The sequence below is a fragment of the Bacillus sp. OTU2372 genome, assembly GCF_038440275.1.
Classification (GTDB): Bacteria; Bacillota; Bacilli; order Bacillales; family Cytobacillaceae; genus Neobacillus; species Neobacillus bataviensis_B.
Map to the genome: position 1 here is coordinate 54,736 of NZ_JASATK010000020.1, position 22,985 is coordinate 77,720.

Here is a 22,985-nt window from a genome sequence, read left to right on the forward strand (position 1 = left end):
AAGGTGCAGCCATTTCGCATTCAGAATCAGATGACATCGAGAATATGGCCTGAATTAAGGATGGTTAAAAAAGAGGACCATCTCTTATTTCAATTCCCACGCCGATTGGCTGCTTTCAGTAGTGCCGTTCATGGCGGGGGCTTCCAACAGGTCAGCCATTTTGTCAATTGGCAGGTACCATTGGATTATGCCTCCAATGACCCCATTTTACTAATGAAACAAAAAATTACTGAGTGGGAATATCCGTTGGAACAGACCGCAGGCTTACAAACAGCGGCTAAAATTCATTGTGCTTCCATCCAAGAGGAACATGGCGATGAATTTCGAATCGTCTGCTGTGTGACGGCAGGAGTAGGAAATCGTGAAAGGGCAGGAAGAAAGAGAAAGACGTATTCTGCGTACCAATGCGGGACCATTAATACGTTTCTGTTTATTGATGGAAGACTGACAGAGGCGGCCATGATTAACGGGATTATCACAGCGACGGAAGCAAAGGCCGCAGCGATGCAAGATTTACAGATAAAAGTAGAATCCGGAGAGTTTGCGACTGGTACGACCACCGATTCGGTTGTCTTGGCAGCCAGTCAAGAAGCCCATCTTCCTACCCATCTTTTTGCCGGAACCGCCACCACCATTGGGAATACGATTGGCTGCCTTGTTTATGAGGCCACATGTGAAGCCGTAAGGAATCAGGAGGGCTGAGAATTCGATGTTAGTTCATGCCATTTATATTGTTATTGCTTATCTTATTGATCGAATCATCGGTGACCCTCGCTCACTGCCTCATCCGGTGGTCATTATCGGGAAGTCTATTAGTCTACTGGAAAAAGCGATTCGTTCTATCATCGTAAAGGAAAGGTATTTGAAACTGGCAGGACTCTTATTCCCGCTTCTGATTGCGGGCGGCAGCTATTTAATCGTTGCGTTGCTGCTTTATGGCCTCAATCAGCTGAATCACGTTCTTGCTGTCATTGCGGAAATCTGGTTAATTTCTACCACCATTGCGACAAAAGGATTGGCTGATGCAGGGTTGGAAGTATTCCGTCACTTGAAAAATCAGGATATAAGGGCTGCACGAAAAAGTCTGGGAATGATTGTCGGAAGAGATACAGAAAACCTTGAGGAAAGTGAAATTTCGCGGGGGGCTGTGGAAACCGTGGCGGAAAATATTGTCGACGCCATCATTTCACCGTTATGCTTTGCCCTGATCGGGGGTGCCCCGCTTGCCATGTTGTACCGGGCGGTAAATACGTTAGATTCGATGGTTGGATATAAGAATGAAAAATATCAAAACTTAGGCTGGGCCTCGGCCAGGCTGGATGATCTATTAAACTATCTGCCTGCCCGGTTAACGGTTGGAATGATGCTTCTCGCTTCTTGGATAAAGCGATTGGATATAGAGGGGGCATGGAAAATGATGAAACGGGATGCCAGGCTTCACCCGAGTCCAAATAGCGGTTATCCTGAAGCAACCATTGCAGGGGCGCTTCAAATTCAACTGGGGGGAACGAATTATTATTTCGGTGTACCTTCTGAGCGCGCAAAGATGGGTGAACCGCTGCGGTACATTGAAGCAAATGATATATTCCGAACCGTAACGATCATGAAAACCACCTCAACTATCTGTGTGATTTTATTTATAGTCATTTCGATTGTAGTGGAAATTGTCTTAAAGTAGCTGGAAATAGAACATGCATATTTATCTTTTTATATAGGTGTTGATATGGGGGGATATGGAAAATAATTCAATTTGGTTGAAAAATGGGCCAATCGTCGCCCAAAATGTGAGCCAATCCGAATTTTTAACCCTTGGGAGTTTAATTATATGAAACTAGGAAAAGGTAGCTGCAATGGCACATTTGGAGAATTGGTCCAAGGAATCATCGCAGAGCGCCCGTTTTTAATTACCCTGCCCATCCCGAGTTTACAAAGTGAGGCTACGTTTGTCCCAGAAACGGCCGTTTCTGGAATTAGAGTCGTAGATTCCAAGATGAAAGCGAAGAAAGCGGGCGAATCGTTACTGCAACTTTTTGGGATAAGAGAAGGAGGGTATCTCGAAATACAATCCAATATCCCAGCGGGCAAGGGGATGGCAAGCAGTTCAGCGGATATTGTTGCTGCATTAAGAGCAATAGCTGACAGCTATAGTCTTCCGCTTACAAATGAAATGATCTCGATGATAGCCGCAAAAGTCGAGCCGACCGATGGGGTGATGTATGAGGAGGCAGTGGCCTATGACTATATTAATGGTCAGCTGATTGAAAGCTTTGGGGCCTTACCCTCATTTATCCTCGTTGGAATCGATCTTGGTGGGGCAGTTAATACCATTGAATTTAATCAAGTTCCTAAAGCATATAGCCGGGAAGATCAAGAACAATTTATCCTAGCCTATAACCTGGTTAAAAAAGGGTTTAACGAAAAAAATTTATCCTATATTGGTCAGGCAGCAACGATCAGTGCACGGGTGAATCAAAAAATATTGCCAAAACATATTTTTCCACAATTAGATAAGCTGGCGCATCGTTTTCAGGGTGGAATGGTTGTCGCCCACAGTGGAACCGTCGCGGGAATTTTACTAGATGGAAATCTCCCAAACGGTGATGAGGTGGTTTCACACTTATTTAGGGAAATGTCACTCGCTATCAAGGGTGTTCCTATAAATTTATTTCATTATGAAAGCAAGGAAAAGATCATAATTTGAAAGACTCGCAAAGGTTGATTTTAAGGGGGGATTAACATGTTTAGTCAAGAAGAACGAGAAGTGATTTACGATGTCATTTATAAAAGGAGAGATGTCCGCACTTTTCTACCTGACCCGGTAAGTCCTGAGGTGATTCAACGTGTTCTTCAAGCGGCCCATCATGCGCCATCCGTAGGATTTATGCAGCCGTGGAATTTTATTCTTATCACTTCTGCTGACATAAAGGAGCGGCTCGCCTGGGCGGCAGAAAAGGAACGCAGGGCATTAGCGATTCACTATGAGGATGAACGAAAAACGAAATTTTTAGAATTAAAAGTCGAGGGTATTAAACAGGCACCGTTAACCATTTGTGTGACCTGTGACTCGACCCGTGGGGGATCTCATGTATTAGGAAGAAATTCGATCCCGGAAACCGATATTTTGTCTGTCGCCTGTGCGATCCAAAACATGTGGCTTGCGACCTGTGCTGAAGGATTAGCGATGGGATGGGTTAGTTTTTATAAGAAAAATGATGTTAGAGATATCCTGCAGATTCCGCCCCATATTGATCCAGTTGCCATAATTTCGATCGGGTACACCAATGAATATCCATCCGCTCCCATCCTAGAGCAAGCAAATTGGGAAAAAAGGAGATCGCTTCAAAATTTAATATTTTATGAAGAATGGGGAAATCAGGAATAGCTTGGATGGAAAAATGTTAGAAGTTTTTTTTGAATAGTGGGGGTGTAGGAATGGAAACAATTTCGTTAATTTTTCTTGTATTTATACTAGGGCTTCGTCATGGATTGGATGCCGATCATTTGGCCTGTATCGATGGTTTAACACGCTATAACGGACGGATGAATAGTCCGATTGCCCGCTGGGTGGGCTTGCTTTTCTCATTTGGACACGGTTTGGTTGTCACCTGTATCGCGACTATTTTAGGGATTTTTATGAAGAGCTTTACCATACCAGATCTAGTGAATGCACTGGTTACTTGGATCTCTATTGTTTCCCTTTTCGCAATTGGTACATTGAATATCTTTAATCTTTTGCGGACCAAATCCTCAGCTGGTGAAGATTTCCAGGTCAAGGGAATCAAGGGGAAGTTCCTGCCAAAGATGTTGAAAGAAACAACGAATCCCTTTTTTGTGATTCTAATTGGCGGCTTATTTGCACTGGCAGCGGAAACGGTTAGCCAAACATCGATGTGGGCGATTGCGGCAGGGAATACGGCTAGTTTATTGCCGGTTCTATTAGGAATCATTTTTATGGCAGGGATGATGATTACAGACACCTTTGATTCCATCGTAGCCTTTCGGTTGATTAAAGACAGCAATCGGTTAGGACAATCCGCTTCTCGTTTCATGGGCTGGGTTATTGTAGCATTAGCCTATGGGGTATCCTTTTATGAAGCGTTTACGTTCTTCCTCCCAGGGGCTGAACTGGATTTTGAGATTTTAGGGGTTATGCTGTTTGTGTTATTTGGTCTAAGTTATGTCATTGTAAGCTATCGGATCAAAAAGCAGTTGGATATAACAGTGAAAAATTAAACGTCCACTAATAACGTATCGACATGGAAAGGTATTGGAAGTACGAACGCAAGATCATTAAACATTACTATATCTTTATAGCAACATACTAAACAAAGTGGAAAATTGAACCTTTACTTCCATCTATTTAAGAGTTATTATTAACTGAATCTAATAAATATACAATACTACTAGGGGTGCCCCTTGACGGGCTGAGAGAAAAACAAATGTTTTTTAACCCTTTGGACCTGATCTGGATCATACCAGCGTAGGAAAGTAGCTTAAGTGGAAGACTATTTATTTCATAAGCTGCGGAGCCAGGTCCATTATTGGACCTGGCTTTTTCTTATAAAAAAAACAGCAGGAAGCCTTTTTGAAAAATAACAAAGAATCACCTAAAACCGGAAAAACAAAGATGAGTCGCTGCAAATCCCAATCTATTAAATAGGGATGGAATGTCGATTAGTCCTTTATAAATAGATAAACAGAGAAGGAGATTACATCATGGAAAAGATACAAGAAGTGAATAGTATGAGTAACAAAGAAATGAATATTGGTTTGGAGGAGAAACTCCCTGCATGGAAAACCTTTTTATATGCTTTACAGCATATTTGTGTGTCAAACGTATGGCTTGATCCTATTTTTGTCGCGTCCATGATTGGTTTACCTCTATCACAGTCGGCTAATATCGTTAATGCTATATTTATTACAGCTGGAATCGTTACCTTGACACAAGCTACTAAATTAGTAAAATTGCCAATTATTCAAGGCCCATCGGCTGCTTTTGATTCCATTATGATTGCTTCAGGAAAGGCGAACGGCTTAGCTGCAGCGAGTGGCGGTATTTTTCTTAGTTCAATTATCGTTTTTCTATTGTCAATTACCGGGGTAATTGGCCGTTTGAGAGTCATATTTACACCTGTTATTTCTGGCACAGTCATCTTTCTGGTTGGAGTATCATTATCTGGCTTTACCTTGTACGAATTTTTAGGGGGTTCACCTGGTGATGAGTCGTTTGCCAGCCCATCCATATTATTACTATCGATTCCCACTTCAATCATTGTTATCTTATTATCTCTTTTTGGGAAAGGCATTTGGAAATCATATTCCTTCTTAATTGCTCTCGTTATTGGGGATGTCCTTGCTGCCATTCTAGGGAAGACCAATTTTTCTTTGATAGATAGTAAACCGTGGTTCGGGATTCCACAGCTGCTTCCCTATGGAAATTTAACTTTTCATTGGGACACGTTTCTTACATTTTTTGTGGCCTATTTGGTAGCGATTATCGAAGCAATGGGTGTCTATCAAGCAGCAGGAGCGATGCTAAATACCGAAATAGATTCCAAACGAATTCGCAACGGATTTGCAGGTGAATCCGCCGGTTCATTCCTCTCCTCGCTTATTGGCGGTTTCCCTACCACAGCTTATGCACAAAATGTGGGGCTTCTTAGGTTGACGGGTGTCGGATCAAGATTTCCGGTGATGGTGGCAGGTGCCATTTTCTTGTTGTTCGGTTTTTTTCCAAAGATCGGGGCCTTGCTTGCCTTAACACCTGATGCGGTTGTTGGAGGTATCTTTTTACCTGCTGCAGCGACGCTTGTATCTACAGGTATTTCTATTTTAGCAAGAGCGGAGCATTCAGAAAAAAACTATTTGATTATGGGGCTTTCTATTCTGCTTGCGATTTCACTGCCTAACTATGCCACTAATCTGAAAGGAATCTTAGGTACATTCCTTTCTAACACCATATTAATCGGGGCATTTTCATCGGTGCTGCTTCAATTGTTGCTTGTAAACATACCCAATAGACTGAAAAGAGGGACTCTAAAATGAGAGATGATTCCAAAATGCTAACGGAACAAATTCTTGAATTTATAAACCGTTGTGAAGAGGGGAAATTTACCCATCACGAAGAACAGGAACATTCCTATAATGAGCTGGCGCTAAAATTGTTTCGTTACCAGTTCCAGCATAATCTGGCCTATAAGAAATTTTGCCAGACAAAAAAAAGGACGCCGCTTACAGTCAAACGATGGGAGGATATCCCTCCCATGCCCATTCAAGGATATAAAGAATTGACTTTATCTTGTGAGCCAATAGAAGAAGTGAAACACGTTTTTATGACCTCGGGTACCACAAATCCGGAGGCAAAAGGGAAAAATTATCACCCGGATCTTGCGGTATGGGATGCATCAATGAAGGGACCTTTTAAGCATTTTGTGCTGCCTGATCGTGAGAAAATCACCATTTTTGTTCTCTCACCTGCAGAAGATCTGAACAAAAATTCATCTTTATCTAGATATTTAACCAATGCGGTTTCCTTTTTCGGCACTGAAAATAGCAAATTCTTCTTTACTGATAATGGACTGAATGTAGACGAGCTGATCAGGGATTTAAGTTGGTGTGAGTCACAAAAGGAGCCTGTGCTGCTAATAGGCGCCACTTTTGCATTTGTCCATATCATTGATGATCTAAAAGAAAAACAACTTCAGTTCAAACTGGCTAAAGATAGCCGCATTTTTGATACAGGGGGCTTTAAGGGACAATCCCGTGAAGTGGAAATGGAGAATTTATATTCGGAGTTTCGTGAGTTTTTTGGGATTGGTCGCAATCAATGTATAAACATGTACGGAATGACTGAGCTAAGTTCTCAAATCTATGATCAAACCATACGAAGCACCTATCTAAATCATTCTGAAATCTATGATAAAAAAAGTCCATCATGGGTTAAGACTGTTGTACTAAACACCGACACGTTAGAGCCGGTTAAGGATGGGGAAAGAGGCGTAATTGCACACTATGATCTTGCCAATTGGAATTCCTGTCTGGCTATTCTAACTGAAGATATGGGGTATAAAACGGATCATGGATTTGTGCTACTTGGGAGAATAAAGGGTTCCGAGGCAAGAGGTTGTTCCATTGCGGTTGACCAGCTTATGCAAGTAAATTCAGGTGGTGTGAATCAGCAGTGAATAATATCAAGGAACTGAACGTTTTCAGTGTACCGGATTCGATTGAATTAAACCAATTTCGTTCAAAAACAGTTACAGGAAAGGACATGACGTTTGTATTAAAATTCCCTGTGATCACAGGAGAAGAATTGAAGGGAATCATTCAACAAGTTCAATGGAATCGGGACCAATATCTATCCACTTTATCCATTACAGATATTGTGGAAAAAATAGACTTGGCCGTTCAAAAATGGCTTCATCCTGACTATCCGCTCCGAAAATTAGCGGAAAATCTGATCCCTATGATTACTGGTTATGATGAAGAAATGGTGCGGCTTCAATTAAAAAGGTATATACGGACCTTTCGTAAAAAGGAATTGCTGCGCTTTCTTGACGAGGAGCTTGACCAACCCGCCATGTTGGATGAGTTTCGCCCTCGAAAATCAGGAGGTATGAGCAAAGCCTTTGGACCAAGTACTATATTCCATGTTTTCTCAGGGAATGTTCCGGGGGTACAAGTATGGAGTATCATCATGGGGCTTTTGGTCAAGTCAGGGAATATAGGGAAAACCTCCATGGCCGAACCACTGTTCCCCGTTCTCTTTACGGAGTCCTTAGCGGAGGTAGATAAAAAACTGGCTGAAGCCATTGCCATCCTCCCTTGGAAAGGAGGGACGATTGAACTAGAAGAGCCGGCCATCGAACACTGCGAGGCGGTGATTGTATACGGTTCAAATGAAACGGTTGAAAAGCTAAGACGGAAGGTTCCTCCACATAAAAGGTTTTTGAGTTACGGACATAAAATCAGCTTTGCCTACATCGGAAAAGAAGCATTAACTCCTGATCTTTACTATGACACCATCAAAAAGATGGCGGAAGATGTGTCTATCTACGACCAACAAAGTTGTTTATCTCCCCAAACAATTTATGTGGAAGAGGGAGGGTCCATAAGTTCAAAGCAATTTGCTCAGATGTTGGGAGCGGAACTAGAACGTTATCATAAAAAAAGACCACGAGCAAAGCTTAAGGATGAAGAATCGATGGCCATTCAACGGGTAAGAAGCCGCTATCAGCTGGAATCCGTCCAACATGAAAACGTAGCCGCTTTCTCTAGTCATGCAGACACATCCTGGACAGTCATTTTTCACAAAGAAACTGGATTTGAAGGTTCCCCTTTAAATCGGTTTGTTCATGTATACTCAGTCGAATCTGTGGAAAGTGTGCTATCTGCCATTAAGCCTTATCAGCCATATTTACAATCGTGCGGTCTGGCTGTTTCTCCAATCAGACTTGTTTCACTCGCCAATCAATTAGGAACATACGGTGTAAATAGAATATGTTCGATCGGTGAAATGAACCAGGCAAAACCAGGGTGGCACCATGATGGCAGGTTTAATCTCCTCGATCTTGTTAGGATGACAGATATCGAAAGGAATATAGAGCAAAATGTGGAACGGTATGATACAGATTTTGAATAGAAGGAGGGCTACCTTTGAATTTGCAGGATAAAATTGTATTAATTACGGGAGCAAGCAGGGGAATTGGCGCAGAGATGGCGAGAAGGTTTGCTGCGGAAGGTTCATTTGTGGTGGTCAATTATTTGAAGAATCAAGCCCTTGCCGAAAGTGTGGTAAATGAAATAGAGTCATTGGGAGGGCAGGCAGCCGCTATTCAGGCTGACGTAACAAATAGGAATCAGGTAAATGAAATGATGGAACAAATGATCGATTCCCTTGGAGCAATTGACGTAGTGGTAAATAATGCACTAAGTCATTATACCTTTAATCCAAAAACCAGGAAAACGGCGTGGGAAATCGACTGGGAAGATTACAACCAACAATGGACAGGAAGCGTACAGGGGGCATTTAACATTTGCAAGGCGGCTATGCCTCAAATGAAGAATCAAATGTCAGGAAGAATCATCAATATGGTTAGTAATTTAATCGATTTTCCTATTGTTCCTTATCATGACTATACAACCGCAAAGATGGCCTTACTAGGTTTCACCAGAAATCTCGCCCAAGAACTAGGGACATTCGGTATTAATGTGAATGCTGTTTCTCCTGGACTAACCTATCCAACAGACTCAAGCCAGGAGACAAAGGAAGAGGTGAGAGATGCCATTATTCAGTTAACCCCTTTACGCCGATTGGCTCGGCCAGAGGATATCGCCGGAAGTGTATTATTTCTCGCTTCTGATTTATCCTCTTTTATTACTGGACAATGCCTGAATGTAGATGGTGGCTTGGTCATGAAATGACCCTCAATAATAAAGAATGCTTGTGAAATTGAGGACAGGAGATGGAATTATAGTGGGAAATATCAATAAAGTGTATACTTACTAAATGAACTTCTTTTACATTTCTGGGGGGAATATAAGTGAACTTAAAACCAAAGGCCATATTTCTAGACATGGATGGCACCATTTTAAACCATCAAAATAAGGTAAGTATACATACGAAAGAAATCATTGATGGAGTCAGAGAACGTGGAATCAAAGTTTTTATCGCTACAGGCAGGGCGTTTGAGGAAATAGAGGGACTCGTACCGCCAGGTTTTCAAGTAGATGGAGTCGTAGCCTCCAATGGGATGGTCGGATATGCAGGTCATGAAGTGATTTTTAAGCATTCCCTCTCGCGTGAGCTAGTAGAAACTGTTATTCAAATGGCAAGGGAGAAAAAAGTGTATTATGAGCTGTTTCCATATGGCACTCCTCGAATGACATTAAAACAGGATCAGCCATATGTAGTAAATGAAATAAGAGACCCTAAGCCGGAAAGTGTTGGCATGAATGAGTGGCTTTCCCGTAAGGAAGCGATAAAAGAGAAAATTGTATGGTCGGATGAAATTATGGGAGATGAATTCTCCAAATTCTATTTCTTTGCCAGATCAAAAGAACAGATTAATTACTGGAAAGAAGAGCTGGAGCAATTAAAGAAAGAAATAGACTTTACCACCTCCATCTCGACGGAACATAACGTCGAACTGATGGTGGCGAACGTGAACAAAGCAACCGGTATCCAACAGATGTTAAAGCACTTTGATTTGTCTGAGACTGAAACAATGGCAATTGGGGATAGCGATAACGATTTGCCTATGCTGCGGCTCGTGAATTATTCCGTGGCAATGAAAAATGCACCTGATAGTATTAAAGAAATCGCGGATGACGTGACAGATTTCACTTGTGATGAAGATGGGGTTTACCATTATCTAAAATCTAAATTGATGCTTTAAAATTAGACAAGCTCCAAATTCCATTGGATAAAAAAGGGACACAATTCGGTGTCCCTTTTGCTATTGACTTTGTTTTTGTAACTGGGGCATCCGAAGTGTCAACAGCATAATCAAGATTCCGATGATTACACAGATGATGGCCATTACATGAAAATGGCTAGTTGTAAATTGCTTCCCGAATAAAATCCCCAGTAAACTAGAAGAAAATATCGTCCCTATGTATCGTGACGTCATAAAAAGCCCCGAAGCAGTGCCGGTCTCGGCAGGAGGAACAAACGTGTAAAGTGCCGTCTGCAAACCAAGATTGTTGAAGCCGTTGCTTAATCCAAGGACTGATAAAGAAAAGAATATCCATGTCGCCGGCGATGAACCGTGGATGGTAAGAAGAAGCAACGAACCTGCAATCATGCAGGATGTCCCTGCGATTAAAGCAGGCTTTGAGCCACGATTGTCAATCCATCGGCCTGCCAATGGCGACACGATAATGCCAAAACCGGCAATGGAAAGCATAATAAGACCCGTAGTCTTAGAATCGAAATGGCGAACATTCTGCAGATAGAGCGGTACCCCAAAGAAGATCGAGTAGAAAATCACATTGACAAGGATAAACTGTACATACACAAAACTCATATTCAGGTTTTCTTTAAGAGCTAATACATTGATAAATGGCTGCGATTGTTTGCTTTCGTATTTATAAAAAACGAAAATAAAAACAAGGCTTACCAAAAGTTTACCCCAGTTCACACCACTTTCCCATGACAGCAAAAACAATAGCAAGCTTAATATGGACAGAGTAAATAGAAGGATACCGATATAATCAATGGTGACTTTCCGGTTTTTATCACTTCTATCCTTTGGAAGAATAAATAGTCCCAGAAAAAAGGCTGCCAAAATGAATGGGAAGTTGACCAAAAAGATCGCTTGCCAATCCCAATAGTGTGTGAGAAATCCACCGATGGAAGGACCGATTGCAGCTGATACGGATGAAAAAATCGAAAGGACACCCAGTGCCTGTGCTTGGTTTTCCGTGATTGATTTGCGGATGATTCCCATTCCTGCCGGGAAAAGCGCTGAACTTCCGATTGCCTGTATAATCCTGATCGCAATCAGCCAGCCAAAACTAGGAGAAAAGGGAGCTGCAAATGATGCTGCTGCAATCATAATCAGCCCGATTAAATACATTTTCTTAAGTCCAAACGCATCACCGAGCTTCCCCATTACCGGCTGACCAATACCACTGGCAAGATAATAAGTGGAAATAAGCCAAGATGCATCCGTAAACGAAAGAGAAAATTGATTTTGGATGCGGGAAAGCGCAACGGCAATCATCGAAGAATTCAAGGGGTTCAGCAACGTTCCCAAAGCAACGGCAGTAATAAAAAGAAAGCGGGTTTTGGTTGGTTTAGACATAAGTTTGTTCCCTCCGGTAGTTTTCTTAGAAAATGAGAAAAATAATTTATTGTAATAATAATAAAACACATTGGTAGAAAAAGGTACTTATAGGAACTGGGCTTTGGTGGGTGCAGGTTTTGGGACACGGAATGGAAGTACCATGCATAGGAGGAATTATCCAAAATTAATAGAATAACTATTATACAGGGAATCGATCATTGCTTAAATGGATGGAGCATGATGGTTTCCCTAAATAGAATATGTCATCTAAAAAGGGTCATAGGGGATTAACAACATGTTGAAAGAATGGAAAAAGATATTACTGCTTGCCATACCTTCGATTGCGTCATTTGCTTCATCGACACTAACAGGAACTATAAATCTTATTTTAGTTGGTCAATTGAGTGCCCTTGCGATTGCCATCGTGGGTGTTTCGAACATTATTATGTATAATGCCTGGGCACTATTTTCGGGAATAGGGCATACGACCAATTATTTAGTGGCACAAAATTACGGGTCAAACAACATGAAAAAAGGTGTTGAACGGACCTATATAGCCTTTTATCTTTGTATAGCGGCTGCGACAATGGTTTTATTAATCGGTTTATTATTTCCAGAAGCCATCTTTAAGTTGTTGGGAAGTTCACCTGATATGATTAGAGAAGGGAAGAGTTATTTACAATTTCGTTTTTTTGCAATGGTATTTTCGATCTTCACCTTTGTTATTCATGGATTTCTCCGCGGGATTGGGGATACCAAAACTCCAATGATCAGTACCATATTAGGCGGAGCCGTAATGATTTTTCTCACTTATGGATTAACTTATGGACATTTTGCTCTTCCTGAATTAGGTTTGATTGGAGCAGGGATTGCCTTTTTTACCGGAGAATTGGTCACGTTTCTTATTTGCGCTTATTTCTATTTCATAAAATTACACCAAAAATATGAAACACGCACAAGAATTGCCTTCGACCGAGCAGAAGCAAAATTAATTTTTGCTGAAAGTGCCAAATTAGGGATACAGGAATTTTCGATGGCCATGGCCATGTTTGTCTTTACGGCATTTGTTACGAGATTAGGGACGAATGCGTTAGCAGCTAATGAAGTGGCCTTAAGTGTTATGAGTCTTGGATTCATGCCCGCCTTTGCATTTGGATCAACTGCAACCATTCTTGTTGGTCAAGAAGTCGGGAGAGGTAAACCTATATTAGGAAGAAAAGCAGGGACGAATACTTCCATTTTAGGGTGTATCTTTCTATTGATTTTGGGTGTTATTGAATTTTTTTGGGCAGAACCGATTGCTAAGATTTACACCCACGATGTCCAAGTGTATAAAATAGCCGCAGAATTAGTCATGATATCGGCATTTTTACAATTGTTTGATGGATTATTAAATTTTTATGCCGGTGGTCTTAGAGGAATTGGTGACACATCGTTTTTATTAAAAATCTCTTGTGTTTTAGGCTGGCTATTTTTTGTTCCACTCAGTTATGTATTCACTTTTATACTCGATTTGGGCAGTATGGGCGTATGGATTTCTCTATACTCTTATCTCACGGTGTTTGGAGTTAGCGTAATGGTTCGCTTTTATCGAACAAATTGGGATTCCATTAAGTTAAAATCGGTTGAAAAGGAATACCAGGACAAAGTGATTTAAAAAATTCGGCCATCGTACAAAAGGAAGCCCACTTGTGCTTCCTAACATAGAGATTTAATTGCACTTTAGATAAACAATGGGAGGAGCTGCGACATCTCCTCCCATTATAGAAAGGTTAGTTGTGAAGGACTGCACTACAGAAAATTCAATGATCTTAATACGATATAATTTAAATACAATAAATATATCCTTATGCGATATATCATAACTAGACCAAGTGAGGGAATGAAATGGAATTTATTGATTTATTATCTCCGAACACCGTTTCTGGCATTGTATTTTATATTATTTCGTTTGTCGGGGGCATTTTTTTAAACATAAAGGTTTACAAATTTAAAAATTAAATACATATACAAGAGGTTCTATATGGACGTATTAAAAGCCATTCAAACGTTGGTGTCGGCATAGGGGCGGTTTTTTTTTGAAGATGAGAACGAATCTGCCAAACGCGAGGAATGGGTCCGAAACTCACTAAATATCCCGAACGACCGGCGGATATTAGCCATACTCGGGATTGGATTTCCTGAAAATAAGCCTAAAGCTAAGAAACTTCCGTCTAAAGAAGAGATTATCTATTATGATCCTTTAAATAAAGTACGAATTGCCTTTCTTCATAAATTGCATAACCTTATAGAACAAGCGAATAGTCAGTACTATTCGTTTTTCTTATACACACCAGGTGATGACAAGCACCAACCCTTTTTTTCCTCATATACATGAAAAGATGTACTGATAAAAGAAAGGGGGAGGCTGCATTGTACCCAAATTATCCTTACCAGCCTTTCTATCCATATTACTATGACTACAGACAAGGACTATTTCAAAAAATTCTTGCTTGTTATCAGCAAAAGCGGTGGATCAGATTATCTTTCCGGGATGGGACCACTGTCGAAGGTTTTATAAGGAGCTATGATCTATTAAGGGGAGTATTAATTTACGTATCGATGCAAAGGTATACGGTTTCGTGTGAAGGGGTAAGGGTGGATTCTCTGCAAAAAGCACAGAATTGCATTGGCAAAAGTTCTACTTTGACGCTTCCCAACAATATTAGCCTTACTTTTACCATAGAAGGTGTTGACCAAACTCAAAATATTGGTGGATGGCTTAACATAAATGAACTTATGTCGGTATCTGGACAGGTAGTGGACGCCAATTGTATTTAGCTGGGATGATGATAAGCAAAAAAAAGGGCGATGACAGAGGTGTGTCATCGCCCTTTTTTGTTTAAAAGAGGTACTAAGGCTTTAACCAATCTTTAAGTACTGATCTAGAAATCGGAGTACACGGCGTGTATACTCTTTTTTATTCATAAGAATGGAATGAATGTGACATTATATCCATGTTCCGAGAGAACTTTGGCGAGTTGTAGTCCTTCAATTCCTTCCATGGCACGTTCATTCATATAACCGTGTGCAGTGATAACCGTTTTCTTACTTTGCTTTGAAGCTGCCGCAATCCACCAACCAGACAGCTTTACTTGATCTTTTCGGCTGAAAAATTCTATATCTTCGAAATGGAGACCGTATTCCTTCGGTGTTTTCGTGGTTTTTGCCGGAAGGGGATGAGTTAGATACAATCCGATGGAAACAGGGGCAATAAAAAATAAAGCGGGAGCTGCCAATAATGTGCGCCATAGTGACTTGCCTTTTTTCTTCTTACTCAACATCCACTCCTCCTTTCCATTTAAACAATCGGTACTTTATGGTATGCCGATGAGCATAAAAACGGAAAATACTAGAGTCCCATTTTTGTGCCCTTTTTTGAAAACGAGAAGAGGAGAAAAGTAAGGATGATTATCCTTGTGTTTATTGGTACGTTTTTGTTGAAATTGTCAAATTTTGCGCTGGCCTTGGAAATAAGGGAATTGCAACATAGAGATTGCAGCCATAGCACAAAAGGAAGCATATGGAATGTGTCCTTCCCTTTGTTTTTATGCCCTTTACACTCTTCTTACGATTCCAGAAGATGATGAAGCATTCTTTTTGGGTCATTCAAGAACCGTTTCATAATTTGAAAATGATTGGTTTCCTCAAGCTTTTTCTCTTGTATTCCATCTTCACTTAATTCATATATGAAAGAATTTGGATACGACATAATGATTGGTGAATGGGTAGCAATAATTAGTTGAGAGTGTTGATTCACTAAGTCATGTATTCTAGTAACCATTGACATTTGCCGTAAGGGAGAAAGAGCAGCTTCAGGTTCATCAAGTATATAAATTCCATTTCCTCCAAAACGGTGAATAAAGGTGGAGAAGAAGGCCTCTCCATGTGACTGTTCATGAAGGGATTGGCCGCCAAAAGAGCTTATGATCTTCGGCCCCCCACCACCATGGTCCAATTCCTCAATATTGGAAGCCACATTATAAAAGCTTTCAGCACGTAAGAAGAAACCGTCCCTTGGCTTATCAATACCCTTGATAAGTTTAATATAGTTTGTTAATTCAGAGTGGGTATCAAACGTTGAAAAGTTAAAATTAAAAGATCCACCCTCTGGATTAAAACCTAAGGAAACGGCAATTGCCTCTAGTAAAGTAGATTTCCCCATTCCGTTCTCACCGATCAGGTAGGTAACCTTGGGATGAAAGGTAAGCTGATTTAGAGTCTTTATACTTGGGAGATTAAATGGATATTTAGAAAATGCAGGTACATCTTCTCGGTTTAAAATGACACTTCTAACAAACGGTGAATCTACCACAATTGATCAGCTACCTTATTTTTAAAATTCATTCTATCACACGTTTAGGAAAGAGAGGCATTATTCAAACAAAGAGCTAATATTAAGCAGATTTCTTTTTATTTCTTCTTGATTGCTCTTCCTTTTCATTTGATTTAGCTTTTTTTGATTTAGACACTCTAAAGAATAGGATCAATCCTGCATTAAACATTAGAGTCCACACGAGTGCAAAATGATTACCACTAAAATAGATTCCTACTATAGGGATCAAGAGTAAAACGATACTTTTCACATAATAATTTACTTTAGGGTTAATGACCATCAAAACGGATAAAAGAACAAGAATCGAAGTGATGAGGTTATCCCCCAAAAAGGATTGATTCGTGTAATTTACATAGGAGTAGTAGGCATATGATCCTATGAGTGCAATTAAGGAAACATAAAATCGTATAACCGTATTCTTATAAAAGAGAATCCAAACGGCAATAAAATTTATTCCTGCACAAATTCCAACCACATTTAAGATCTTCATAAAATCACTAATAGGATCTTTCATAAAGTCCAAAATGTATTTGAAGTTGTAACAGACAACTCCTATTACAATGATTTTAAAGAGAAGTCTTACCCAAGACATCTCCAATTTCTTTTTTGACGATCGGAACCTAGTTGGTGAACTTACTCTCCCTTTGCTCTCATGATCTGTATTTTTCCTAGTCTTAAACCAATTTTTTAATCCTCCATCATCTAGTTCCTTTTCAGCTTCTAATCTAGTAGTGTATTCTCTTGTTCTATATTCTTGGTCATTCCCTTGTTCAGTATGTTGTTCTGACTCAGAATGAAAATCCAATTTATATTCACCTCATGCATTTTTTATCATTATATCTTATTTTGATATAAGTAGTGACTACAAAGCCTTTTAATAGAACCATAGATTTTGTGACATTAATAATGATTCAAATAAATTAAAAGTAAAGGAATGATAAAATGATAACTCTTTTGCAGGAGGTTTTGGATAATTGGAGAATACTTATATTAATAAGTTAATTTTCTGAAAATTATTAAAATAATAAGTATGAAATAAGGAGTGTTTTCACATGAATTATGTCTACAAAACTGGAATTTATCAAAATTCAGAAAAGAAGCGTTGGGAATACTGGTATGTTGGACCAAATGAGTTAAGAATTCTAGTATCATGGTTAAGCTGGACGGCGTTTAAAGAATATGAAAAATGGGAAAAAAACTGTTTAGTAGAAAAAGCGGGGTAGAGTTAATCTGATTTTGAATTAGAAAAAAGTTTTTGTTGTAAGGTCTTATAAAATCACTACCACATTTTCATACTATTTTTAGAAAAAACGGAGAATTAACAAATTCTTCGTTTTTTTGGGATGAAGGTCGTCAATAAGCCCTAATTGACTACCCTGATGAATCATTTTCTTGGTTAACGGTCGTCAATAAATGACATCAATAAGAGAGCCTGTTCCCAGTAGGGGACAGGCCTGAAAAGTGTTCATCACTGAGCGAGTTTCATATGATCTTTAAGACAAGCTTCCTGTTTTCTTATAAATCCCCTGTCTCTATGATATAGGATAAGTGCGACAATCAGAACGCCTGATGCAATCCAGATTGCTCGATTACCTATAAACGTAGTGGAAAAAGTTCCGGCTAAAGCACCGAATATAAAGGATAGAATGATGAAAAAGAATTCATGAAATTGCTTTTTAGCTTCTTGGTTATGTTCTTTAATAGCTAAATAAGCAGCTTGTGTTGCAGTCCTTAAATTTCCCGTAGTCATCGTTGAGTTATACGCCCACTTGTCTAATTTATTAAAGGTAGAAATTTGCAGGGAAGAAACAAACGCAATGGACACTGTCACTACCAAGTTCGAGACACTGCTCGGCAGCAACCCAACAAAAATCAATACGAGACATTCTAGTATGAGGATGGATCTTCTATAGCTATATAGTAAATGCCTAACACTGGGAGTCTTGAAAATTTCAGAAACCAAAACGCCTACTATAAACGCAAGGATGGGCGGAATATAATGTAACATTCCAATCCAGTCTCGGTTCGCTGCTTTTACGGCTAATAATACCATGTTTCCTGTTTGTGCATTAGCAAATACACCATCTCGACTTATGAAAGTGTAAGCATCTAGAAATCCTCCAACCAAAGCCAATAACACACCCAAACGTACGGAATTTGACGATAACGATAGAGGTTTCTTCTGTCTATCTTCCATAAAAAAGCTCCTTATTCATTTAGTAATAAAGTAAATAAAGTAAGACAGTAAAATAGTAAGAGATTATTAGAGTCTGGTCAATGGAAATAAAATGAACGTAGCAGGCTGAGACACATCAAAATAAAAATATGGAAGTTATTCAACCAGAAGTATTAACTGCACTAATAAAAGAAGCAGTAGCATTAAATGAGAAGTAAACTTGCTATATCCAAAATAACCTCTATTTAAAAATAGAGGCTTTTCGCAATTACTTGTTTAATTCAAATGAAACGGGTAAGGCTTTCTGTTTATTTCGTAATAATGGTTCTGCAAGATGTTTCCGGAAGTATTGTACAAGTGGGCCGATACAAATTGCAGTGATAACTGTAGCAAACCCCACAATTGCCCCAAAGGAAAAACCAATAGCGACACATGTAACATCTGCTATTATTCGAGCAAATGCAAATGGTATTTTGTCATGCGATAATTTTTGAATAACAAGTGGCATGGCATCGTACGGCGCAATGCCCATATCGGGTGTCATATAAAGGGCAACTCCGAGTCCAACGAAGATGATGGCAATAATAAGGAATATACTTCTTGTAATCAACAGCGGAGAAGAGCCGAATAGCTCATGGTAACCGTATACAAAGAAATCGGAAAAAAAGCCGATTCCAACCATGTTAACAATCGTCCCAACCCCAATCGTATGCCGAACAAAAATAAATACAATGATAAGTAAGAAAACATTAAAAATTAATTGATAAATACCCAAAGAAACATGTAAAAATCCACTTACTCCTAAATTCATTGTACTAAAAGGGTCAGTACCAAAATTACTTAAACGTAATAGGGAAACGGCAATTCCTATACATAAATTTCCGATCACCATCATACAAAATCTTCTCATATCAAATAAATGCATGACTATTTTCTCGCTTTCATGGTTGTTGTGATTTATTTCCTATCTATGAAATAATAGTACTTTCATAGAATGAATTTCAACCTATTTCTTTTCCCAATTTTGTGAATAAGAAGAGATGTTTTTCAATGATGAAGCAAGCGGCCAAGATGAACAAGATTCCTATCCAGACTCTGAAGGTGAAGGACTGACGAGACGTTCTCATTCCATCATACGATTCGTTCTCATTTCATCATACGATACGTGGACAAAAAGAAAAAGAAAAACAACAACAAGAAGCTCTTCATCCCAATCTAGAGAAAAATCCAGACATCGAGAGTCCATTGCAGAATAATCAAAAAGATGTGCAAGAAATCGTAGAGTTTTGGGATTACAATGGATTTGGTTTTTCAAACATCAATGCGAAACAGCAGCTGTTAGCTTGGTTAGATGATTCCCGCTTCCTACAGCCAAAAGAAGTCATTTTAAAAGCAATGAATATTGAGTGTGCCAATAACAAGCGAAGGCTTAGTTATGTGGTTGGAATTCTGAAAAACTGGCAAAATGAATCTCTATTGACGGTAGAGGAAATTGATTCGTATCACGAGATCCAAAAATCTGTGCCCAAGCACAAGCAACCTGCCATATCTACCGGAAGACAAATTCCTAGGGGATTTGAACTCGATTTAACGGCGGGTGAAGAGTGATGAATGTGGTGGAATAAGTGTTCTTAGGAACTCTCCATTGAATAAGACTTGAACCATACTCTTCTGAGAAAATTCTATTAAGGGCATTTAAAGGCTTATCTTTTCCTTTTATAAAAACACCTTAGAAGCCATAATAACGGGCTTTTTTGACGAAAAGTTTTATTGACAATTGACACTATTTAGTAATACTATATACTAGTAGTCAGTAACACTGAATATCAGCAGCACAAAATACCTGTGTTACAGAGTACTGAAAAAAATATAAGTAAAATATAAATGGAGGTAAAAAATTGGAAAATATCACGGAAATGCTGAAAGGGGTGCTTGAGGGGTGTGTGCTTGAAATCATCAGCCGTGGCGAAACTTACGGCTATGAAATCACGCATCAGCTGCGAGAACTTGGCTTCACTGACGTGGTTGAGGGCACAGTTTATACGATTACCATGCGGCTTGAGAAAAACAATCTGGTGGACATCGAGAAAAAGCCATCCACTATGGGACCGCCGAGAAAATTTTACACACTCAACGCAGCAGGGCAAGACCAACTTGAAATTTTTTGGAGAAAATGGGATTTCGTCTCAAGTAAAATTAACGAACTCAAAACTAATAAAATCAAAAGGAGAGAAGTAAAATGAATTTTTTTGAAAAAATTATTGGAAGTCTCGATGACAAGCGGGAATGGAGGTCGATGGAGGCACGTGCGAAGGCACTTCCAAGTGAGTACCGCAACGCTTACAAAGCTATCCAAAAATATATGTGGACTGCTGGTGGTGGCCCTACCGACTGGAAGGACAGCAGCCGTATCTTTTACGGCATTCTGGACCTCTTCGAGGAAGGTGCAGCGGAAGGCAAGAAAGTCACTGACCTCACGGGCAAGGACGTGGCTGCCTTCTGCGACGAGCTAGTGAAGGACGAGAAAACTTGGAGGGACAAATATCGCAAGAAGTTGAACGATACGATTGATCGTGACTAAGCGAAATCCTAGTGGTTTTTCGCCTAGCATCGAATCTCCTTTGCCGACGAACTAGTAGCAACGCTAAAACCTATGTCGACAAGTATCGTGAAAATTTGAATCAGAGTATCATGAAGCGATTGGGAAAAAAGTAAATTCAATAGATAATTCCTACTGAATAGCTGGTTACAAATGTAATGTGTCACCTTCACTATTCAGTTATATTTTTAACCTAGTAGTAAGTAATACAGAATATCAGTCAGACTGAGTAGCAAAGTATAGGCAATCTAGCGACTTGCTGCGCTTTTTATAAGGAGGAATAAAGTATGAGCAATATAGCGATTTCTGTAAAAGGGTTAAAAAAATCTTTTAAAGATAAGGAGGTATTAAAGGGGGTGGATTTTGAGGTGCGGCGTGGCGAAATTTTCGCACTGCTGGGCTCAAATGGAGCGGGCAAGACGACGACGGTCAACATCCTCTCAACGCTGATGAAGCCTGATGGCGGCGAAGTCGGTATTTGCGGCTTTGACATCCAGCGTCAACCGGATCATGTTCGCCAGAGTATCAGCCTGACAGGGCAGTTCGCAGCTTTAGACGGCATGCTCACAGGAAGGGAAAACCTGATGATGATCGCCAAGTTGCGGGGAGTTTCCAATCCCGCTCAAGTCGCTGACAATCTGCTTGCAAGATTCAGCCTGACTGATGCGGCCAACCGCCGGGCAGATAAGTATTCTGGCGGAATGAAGCGCCGGCTTGACATCGCCATGAGCCTGATTGGGACGCCAGCAGTCATTTTTCTCGACGAACCGACGACAGGGCTTGACCCCGAAGCGAGGATTGAAGTCTGGGATACCGTCAAGGAATTTGCCCGCGGCGGTACGACCATCTTGCTGACGACCCAGTACCTGGAGGAAGCCGAACAGCTGGCGGACCGTATTGCTATCCTGCATGGCGGAAAAATCATCACGACCGGTACCCTTACCGAACTCAAAGAGATGTTCCCGCCAGCGAAAGTGGAGTACATTGAGAAGCAGCCGACATTGGAGGAAATTTTCCTCGCGATCATCGGCAAAAAGGAGGAGATGTAAATGAAAAGCAAAACAGGGGTATTACTAGGACGTTTAATGCGCAACATCATGCGCAGCCCTGATACGATTATCACGGTGGCGATTACGCCGATTATGATGATGCTGCTTTTTGTCTACGTTTTTGGCGGCGCCATAGAGACAGGCACGGACAACTACGTCAATTATTTATTGCCGGGAATCTTGCTGATGGCTATCGCATCCGGCGTCGCTTACACTTCCTTGCGGCTGTTTACGGATGTAAAGAGCGGGCTGATGGCGCGTTTCATTACCATGCCCATCAAGCGCTCATCGGTATTGTGGGCTCACGTGTTGACTTCGCTTGTTTCCAATGCGCTTACTGTCGTGGTGGTTATCCTCGTCGCACTCTTGATGGGCTTCCGTTCCAGCGCTGATATCCTGGATTGGCTCGCGGTAGCTGGGATACTCGGGCTGTTTACGCTGGCGCTGACATGGCTGGCGGTCATTCCCGGATTGAGAGCGGGGTCTATGGAAGGGGCGACAGCCTACTCGTACCCGCTGATTTTCCTGCCGTTTATCAGTTCGGCCTTTGTCCCCACCGAAACCATGCCTAAAATTGTCCGTGCGTTCGCTGAGAACCAGCCCGTGACTTCAATCGTAAATGCAATTCGTGCCCTCTTGTATGAAGGGTCTGTTGGCAACGGTATCTGGATCGCTCTTTCCTGGTGTGTCGGCATTATGGTCATCGCTTACTTCATCGCCTGTAAAGAATTTAAACGCCAGTTAGGGTAAGTACACCATTATGGGATTAGCCAAATCAATAGTCCAGCCGCTCCGATAAATGTATTTGCTACACATGGCAGGCTAGTTAACTGCGGTGCAATCATCGATGAAATCATGGAAACGCTCAAATATGGTGTGGTTGGTGACGGCTCGATTACTTATACAACTTGAGGTTGCCATAATGCTTTAGAAGAATTTACAGCGGGTAGTGCTCTTTCGCAGGTGGAGAAATTAAAAGAATAAAGCTCATAGATAA

24 protein-coding genes, 1 pseudogene and 1 riboswitch are annotated in these 22,985 nt (G+C 40.5%); of the genes and pseudogenes, 19 read left to right on the forward strand and 6 right to left on the reverse strand.

Features of this window, described 5'->3' with window-relative positions; all coding sequences use genetic code 11:
- Positions 1 to 3 precede the first annotated feature (3 nt).
- The 10 genes from AAHB15_RS23285 (at position 4) to AAHB15_RS23330 (ending at position 10,397) form a co-directional block, all read left to right on the forward strand.
- Positions 4 to 702 (forward strand): adenosylcobinamide amidohydrolase, encoded by a 699-nt coding sequence (locus AAHB15_RS23285; RefSeq protein WP_342043476.1) that lies wholly within the window; start codon positions 4 to 6, stop codon positions 700 to 702.
- A gap of 7 nt (positions 703 to 709) precedes the next feature.
- Positions 710 to 1,678, forward strand: a complete 969-nt coding sequence (gene cbiB, locus AAHB15_RS23290; RefSeq protein ID WP_342043478.1) for an adenosylcobinamide-phosphate synthase CbiB — start codon at positions 710 to 712, stop codon at positions 1,676 to 1,678.
- A gap of 147 nt (positions 1,679 to 1,825) precedes the next feature.
- A complete protein-coding gene (locus AAHB15_RS23295) occupies positions 1,826 to 2,701 on the forward strand; it encodes a GHMP family kinase ATP-binding protein (RefSeq protein WP_335573769.1) in 876 nt (291 codons plus the stop codon).
- A gap of 36 nt (positions 2,702 to 2,737) precedes the next feature.
- Entirely contained in the window at positions 2,738 to 3,382 is a 645-nt protein-coding gene (gene bluB / locus AAHB15_RS23300) for a 5,6-dimethylbenzimidazole synthase (RefSeq protein ID WP_335573770.1), read from the forward strand.
- Between the two features lie 50 nt (positions 3,383 to 3,432).
- Entirely contained in the window at positions 3,433 to 4,233 is an 801-nt protein-coding gene (locus AAHB15_RS23305) for a HoxN/HupN/NixA family nickel/cobalt transporter (protein WP_335573771.1), read from the forward strand.
- Positions 4,234 to 4,395: 162 nt separating this feature from the next.
- Positions 4,396 to 4,504: riboswitch (TPP riboswitch) on the forward strand.
- A 212-nt stretch (positions 4,505 to 4,716) separates the two neighbouring features.
- Positions 4,717 to 6,045, forward strand: a complete 1,329-nt coding sequence (locus tag AAHB15_RS23310; protein ID WP_335573772.1) for a solute carrier family 23 protein — start codon at positions 4,717 to 4,719, stop codon at positions 6,043 to 6,045.
- Positions 6,042 to 7,184 (forward strand): LuxE/PaaK family acyltransferase, encoded by a 1,143-nt coding sequence (locus tag AAHB15_RS23315; RefSeq protein ID WP_335573773.1) that lies wholly within the window; start codon positions 6,042 to 6,044, stop codon positions 7,182 to 7,184. The genes AAHB15_RS23310 and AAHB15_RS23315 overlap by 4 nt, the downstream gene beginning before the upstream one ends.
- Entirely contained in the window at positions 7,181 to 8,641 is a 1,461-nt protein-coding gene (locus AAHB15_RS23320; RefSeq protein ID WP_335573774.1) for an acyl-CoA reductase, read from the forward strand. The genes AAHB15_RS23315 and AAHB15_RS23320 overlap by 4 nt, the downstream gene beginning before the upstream one ends.
- A gap of 14 nt (positions 8,642 to 8,655) precedes the next feature.
- The gene (locus AAHB15_RS23325; protein ID WP_335573775.1) at positions 8,656 to 9,423 is read left to right on the forward strand and encodes a 3-oxoacyl-ACP reductase; all 768 of its coding nucleotides are present in this window, start codon (positions 8,656 to 8,658) and stop codon (positions 9,421 to 9,423) included.
- Between the two features lie 119 nt (positions 9,424 to 9,542).
- Positions 9,543 to 10,397 carry an HAD family hydrolase gene (locus tag AAHB15_RS23330; protein ID WP_335573776.1) on the forward strand — a complete coding sequence of 285 codons (855 nt, stop codon included), beginning with the start codon at positions 9,543 to 9,545 and terminating at the stop codon, positions 10,395 to 10,397.
- Positions 10,398 to 10,457: 60 nt separating this feature from the next.
- Here AAHB15_RS23330 and AAHB15_RS23335 read toward each other — a convergent pair whose 3' ends face one another.
- Entirely contained in the window at positions 10,458 to 11,807 is a 1,350-nt protein-coding gene (locus AAHB15_RS23335) for an MFS transporter (protein ID WP_335573777.1), read from the reverse strand.
- A 277-nt stretch (positions 11,808 to 12,084) separates the two neighbouring features.
- On the opposite strand from AAHB15_RS23335, the gene AAHB15_RS23340 reads away from it, so the two are divergent.
- Positions 12,085 to 13,446 (forward strand): MATE family efflux transporter, encoded by a 1,362-nt coding sequence (locus AAHB15_RS23340; protein ID WP_342043481.1) that lies wholly within the window; start codon positions 12,085 to 12,087, stop codon positions 13,444 to 13,446.
- Between the two features lie 755 nt (positions 13,447 to 14,201).
- A complete protein-coding gene (locus AAHB15_RS23345) occupies positions 14,202 to 14,609 on the forward strand; it encodes a hypothetical protein (protein WP_335573779.1) in 408 nt (135 codons plus the stop codon).
- Between the two features lie 143 nt (positions 14,610 to 14,752).
- On the opposite strand, the gene AAHB15_RS23350 is transcribed toward AAHB15_RS23345, so the two are convergent.
- The 3 genes from AAHB15_RS23350 to AAHB15_RS23360 all read right to left on the reverse strand — a co-directional run bounded on the left by AAHB15_RS23350 (position 14,753) and on the right by AAHB15_RS23360 (position 16,969).
- Positions 14,753 to 15,112 (reverse strand): hypothetical protein, encoded by a 360-nt coding sequence (locus AAHB15_RS23350; protein WP_342043482.1) that lies wholly within the window; start codon positions 15,110 to 15,112, stop codon positions 14,753 to 14,755.
- Between the two features lie 284 nt (positions 15,113 to 15,396).
- Complete coding sequence (locus AAHB15_RS23355) at positions 15,397 to 16,143, reverse strand: AAA family ATPase (protein ID WP_335573781.1); 747 nt, start codon at positions 16,141 to 16,143, stop codon at positions 15,397 to 15,399.
- A gap of 82 nt (positions 16,144 to 16,225) precedes the next feature.
- The gene (locus tag AAHB15_RS23360; protein ID WP_342043483.1) at positions 16,226 to 16,969 is read right to left on the reverse strand and encodes a hypothetical protein; all 744 of its coding nucleotides are present in this window, start codon (positions 16,967 to 16,969) and stop codon (positions 16,226 to 16,228) included.
- A gap of 247 nt (positions 16,970 to 17,216) precedes the next feature.
- Between AAHB15_RS23360 and AAHB15_RS23365 the strand changes: the two genes are divergently transcribed.
- On the forward strand, positions 17,217 to 17,387 hold the full coding sequence (locus AAHB15_RS23365) for a hypothetical protein (RefSeq protein ID WP_335573783.1): 171 nt from the start codon (positions 17,217 to 17,219) through the stop codon (positions 17,385 to 17,387).
- Between the two features lie 245 nt (positions 17,388 to 17,632).
- On the opposite strand, the gene AAHB15_RS23370 is transcribed toward AAHB15_RS23365, so the two are convergent.
- Together AAHB15_RS23370 and AAHB15_RS23375 are read right to left on the reverse strand one after the other, a co-directional pair.
- Positions 17,633 to 18,361, reverse strand: coding sequence for a YoaK family protein (locus AAHB15_RS23370; protein ID WP_335573784.1), 729 nt, complete (start codon positions 18,359 to 18,361; stop codon positions 17,633 to 17,635).
- A gap of 247 nt (positions 18,362 to 18,608) precedes the next feature.
- The gene (locus AAHB15_RS23375; protein WP_335573785.1) at positions 18,609 to 19,235 is read right to left on the reverse strand and encodes a YczE/YyaS/YitT family protein; all 627 of its coding nucleotides are present in this window, start codon (positions 19,233 to 19,235) and stop codon (positions 18,609 to 18,611) included.
- 145 nt (positions 19,236 to 19,380) lie between these two features.
- Here AAHB15_RS23375 and AAHB15_RS23380 point away from each other — a divergent pair, with 145 nt between their 5' ends.
- The 6 genes and pseudogenes from AAHB15_RS23380 to AAHB15_RS23410 all read left to right on the forward strand — a co-directional run bounded on the left by AAHB15_RS23380 (position 19,381) and on the right by AAHB15_RS23410 (position 22,738).
- Positions 19,381 to 19,596 (forward strand): hypothetical protein, encoded by a 216-nt coding sequence (locus AAHB15_RS23380; protein ID WP_335573786.1) that lies wholly within the window; start codon positions 19,381 to 19,383, stop codon positions 19,594 to 19,596.
- Positions 19,586 to 19,948 (forward strand): DnaD domain protein, encoded by a 363-nt coding sequence (locus AAHB15_RS23385; protein WP_335573787.1) that lies wholly within the window; start codon positions 19,586 to 19,588, stop codon positions 19,946 to 19,948. The genes AAHB15_RS23380 and AAHB15_RS23385 overlap by 11 nt, the downstream gene beginning before the upstream one ends.
- Positions 19,949 to 20,238: 290 nt before the next feature.
- On the forward strand, positions 20,239 to 20,583 hold the full coding sequence (locus AAHB15_RS23390) for a PadR family transcriptional regulator (protein ID WP_335573788.1): 345 nt from the start codon (positions 20,239 to 20,241) through the stop codon (positions 20,581 to 20,583).
- Positions 20,580 to 21,055: pseudogene (locus AAHB15_RS23395) on the forward strand (DUF1048 domain-containing protein). The gene AAHB15_RS23390 and the pseudogene AAHB15_RS23395 overlap by 4 nt, the downstream one beginning before the upstream one ends.
- Before the next feature lie 171 nt (positions 21,056 to 21,226).
- A complete protein-coding gene (locus AAHB15_RS23405) occupies positions 21,227 to 21,988 on the forward strand; it encodes an ABC transporter ATP-binding protein (protein WP_335573790.1) in 762 nt (253 codons plus the stop codon).
- A complete protein-coding gene (locus AAHB15_RS23410) occupies positions 21,989 to 22,738 on the forward strand; it encodes an ABC transporter permease (RefSeq protein ID WP_144561793.1) in 750 nt (249 codons plus the stop codon).
- Positions 22,739 to 22,985: the final 247 nt, after the last annotated feature.

What these genes read in the sequence shown, in the direction of transcription:
- cbiB (WP_342043478.1), top strand. Translation starts at nt 710, where the DNA reads ATGTTAGTTCATGCCATTTATATTGTTATTGCTTATCTTATTGATCGA.
- AAHB15_RS23295 (WP_335573769.1), top strand. Translation starts at nt 1,826, where the DNA reads ATGAAACTAGGAAAAGGTAGCTGCAATGGCACATTTGGAGAATTGGTC.
- bluB (WP_335573770.1), top strand. Translation starts at nt 2,738, where the DNA reads ATGTTTAGTCAAGAAGAACGAGAAGTGATTTACGATGTCATTTATAAA.
- AAHB15_RS23305 (WP_335573771.1), top strand. Translation starts at nt 3,433, where the DNA reads ATGGAAACAATTTCGTTAATTTTTCTTGTATTTATACTAGGGCTTCGT.
- AAHB15_RS23310 (WP_335573772.1), top strand. Translation starts at nt 4,717, where the DNA reads ATGGAAAAGATACAAGAAGTGAATAGTATGAGTAACAAAGAAATGAAT.
- AAHB15_RS23315 (WP_335573773.1), top strand. Translation starts at nt 6,042, where the DNA reads ATGAGAGATGATTCCAAAATGCTAACGGAACAAATTCTTGAATTTATA.
- AAHB15_RS23335 (WP_335573777.1), bottom strand. Translation starts at nt 11,807, where the DNA reads ATGTCTAAACCAACCAAAACCCGCTTTCTTTTTATTACTGCCGTTGCT.
- AAHB15_RS23340 (WP_342043481.1), top strand. Translation starts at nt 12,085, where the DNA reads ATGTTGAAAGAATGGAAAAAGATATTACTGCTTGCCATACCTTCGATT.
- AAHB15_RS23350 (WP_342043482.1), bottom strand. Translation starts at nt 15,112, where the DNA reads ATGTTGAGTAAGAAGAAAAAAGGCAAGTCACTATGGCGCACATTATTG.
- AAHB15_RS23365 (WP_335573783.1), top strand. Translation starts at nt 17,217, where the DNA reads ATGAATTATGTCTACAAAACTGGAATTTATCAAAATTCAGAAAAGAAG.
- AAHB15_RS23370 (WP_335573784.1), bottom strand. Translation starts at nt 18,361, where the DNA reads ATGGAAGATAGACAGAAGAAACCTCTATCGTTATCGTCAAATTCCGTA.
- AAHB15_RS23375 (WP_335573785.1), bottom strand. Translation starts at nt 19,235, where the DNA reads ATGATGGTGATCGGAAATTTATGTATAGGAATTGCCGTTTCCCTATTA.
- AAHB15_RS23380 (WP_335573786.1), top strand. Translation starts at nt 19,381, where the DNA reads ATGTTTTTCAATGATGAAGCAAGCGGCCAAGATGAACAAGATTCCTAT.
- AAHB15_RS23405 (WP_335573790.1), top strand. Translation starts at nt 21,227, where the DNA reads ATGAGCAATATAGCGATTTCTGTAAAAGGGTTAAAAAAATCTTTTAAA.
- AAHB15_RS23410 (WP_144561793.1), top strand. Translation starts at nt 21,989, where the DNA reads ATGAAAAGCAAAACAGGGGTATTACTAGGACGTTTAATGCGCAACATC.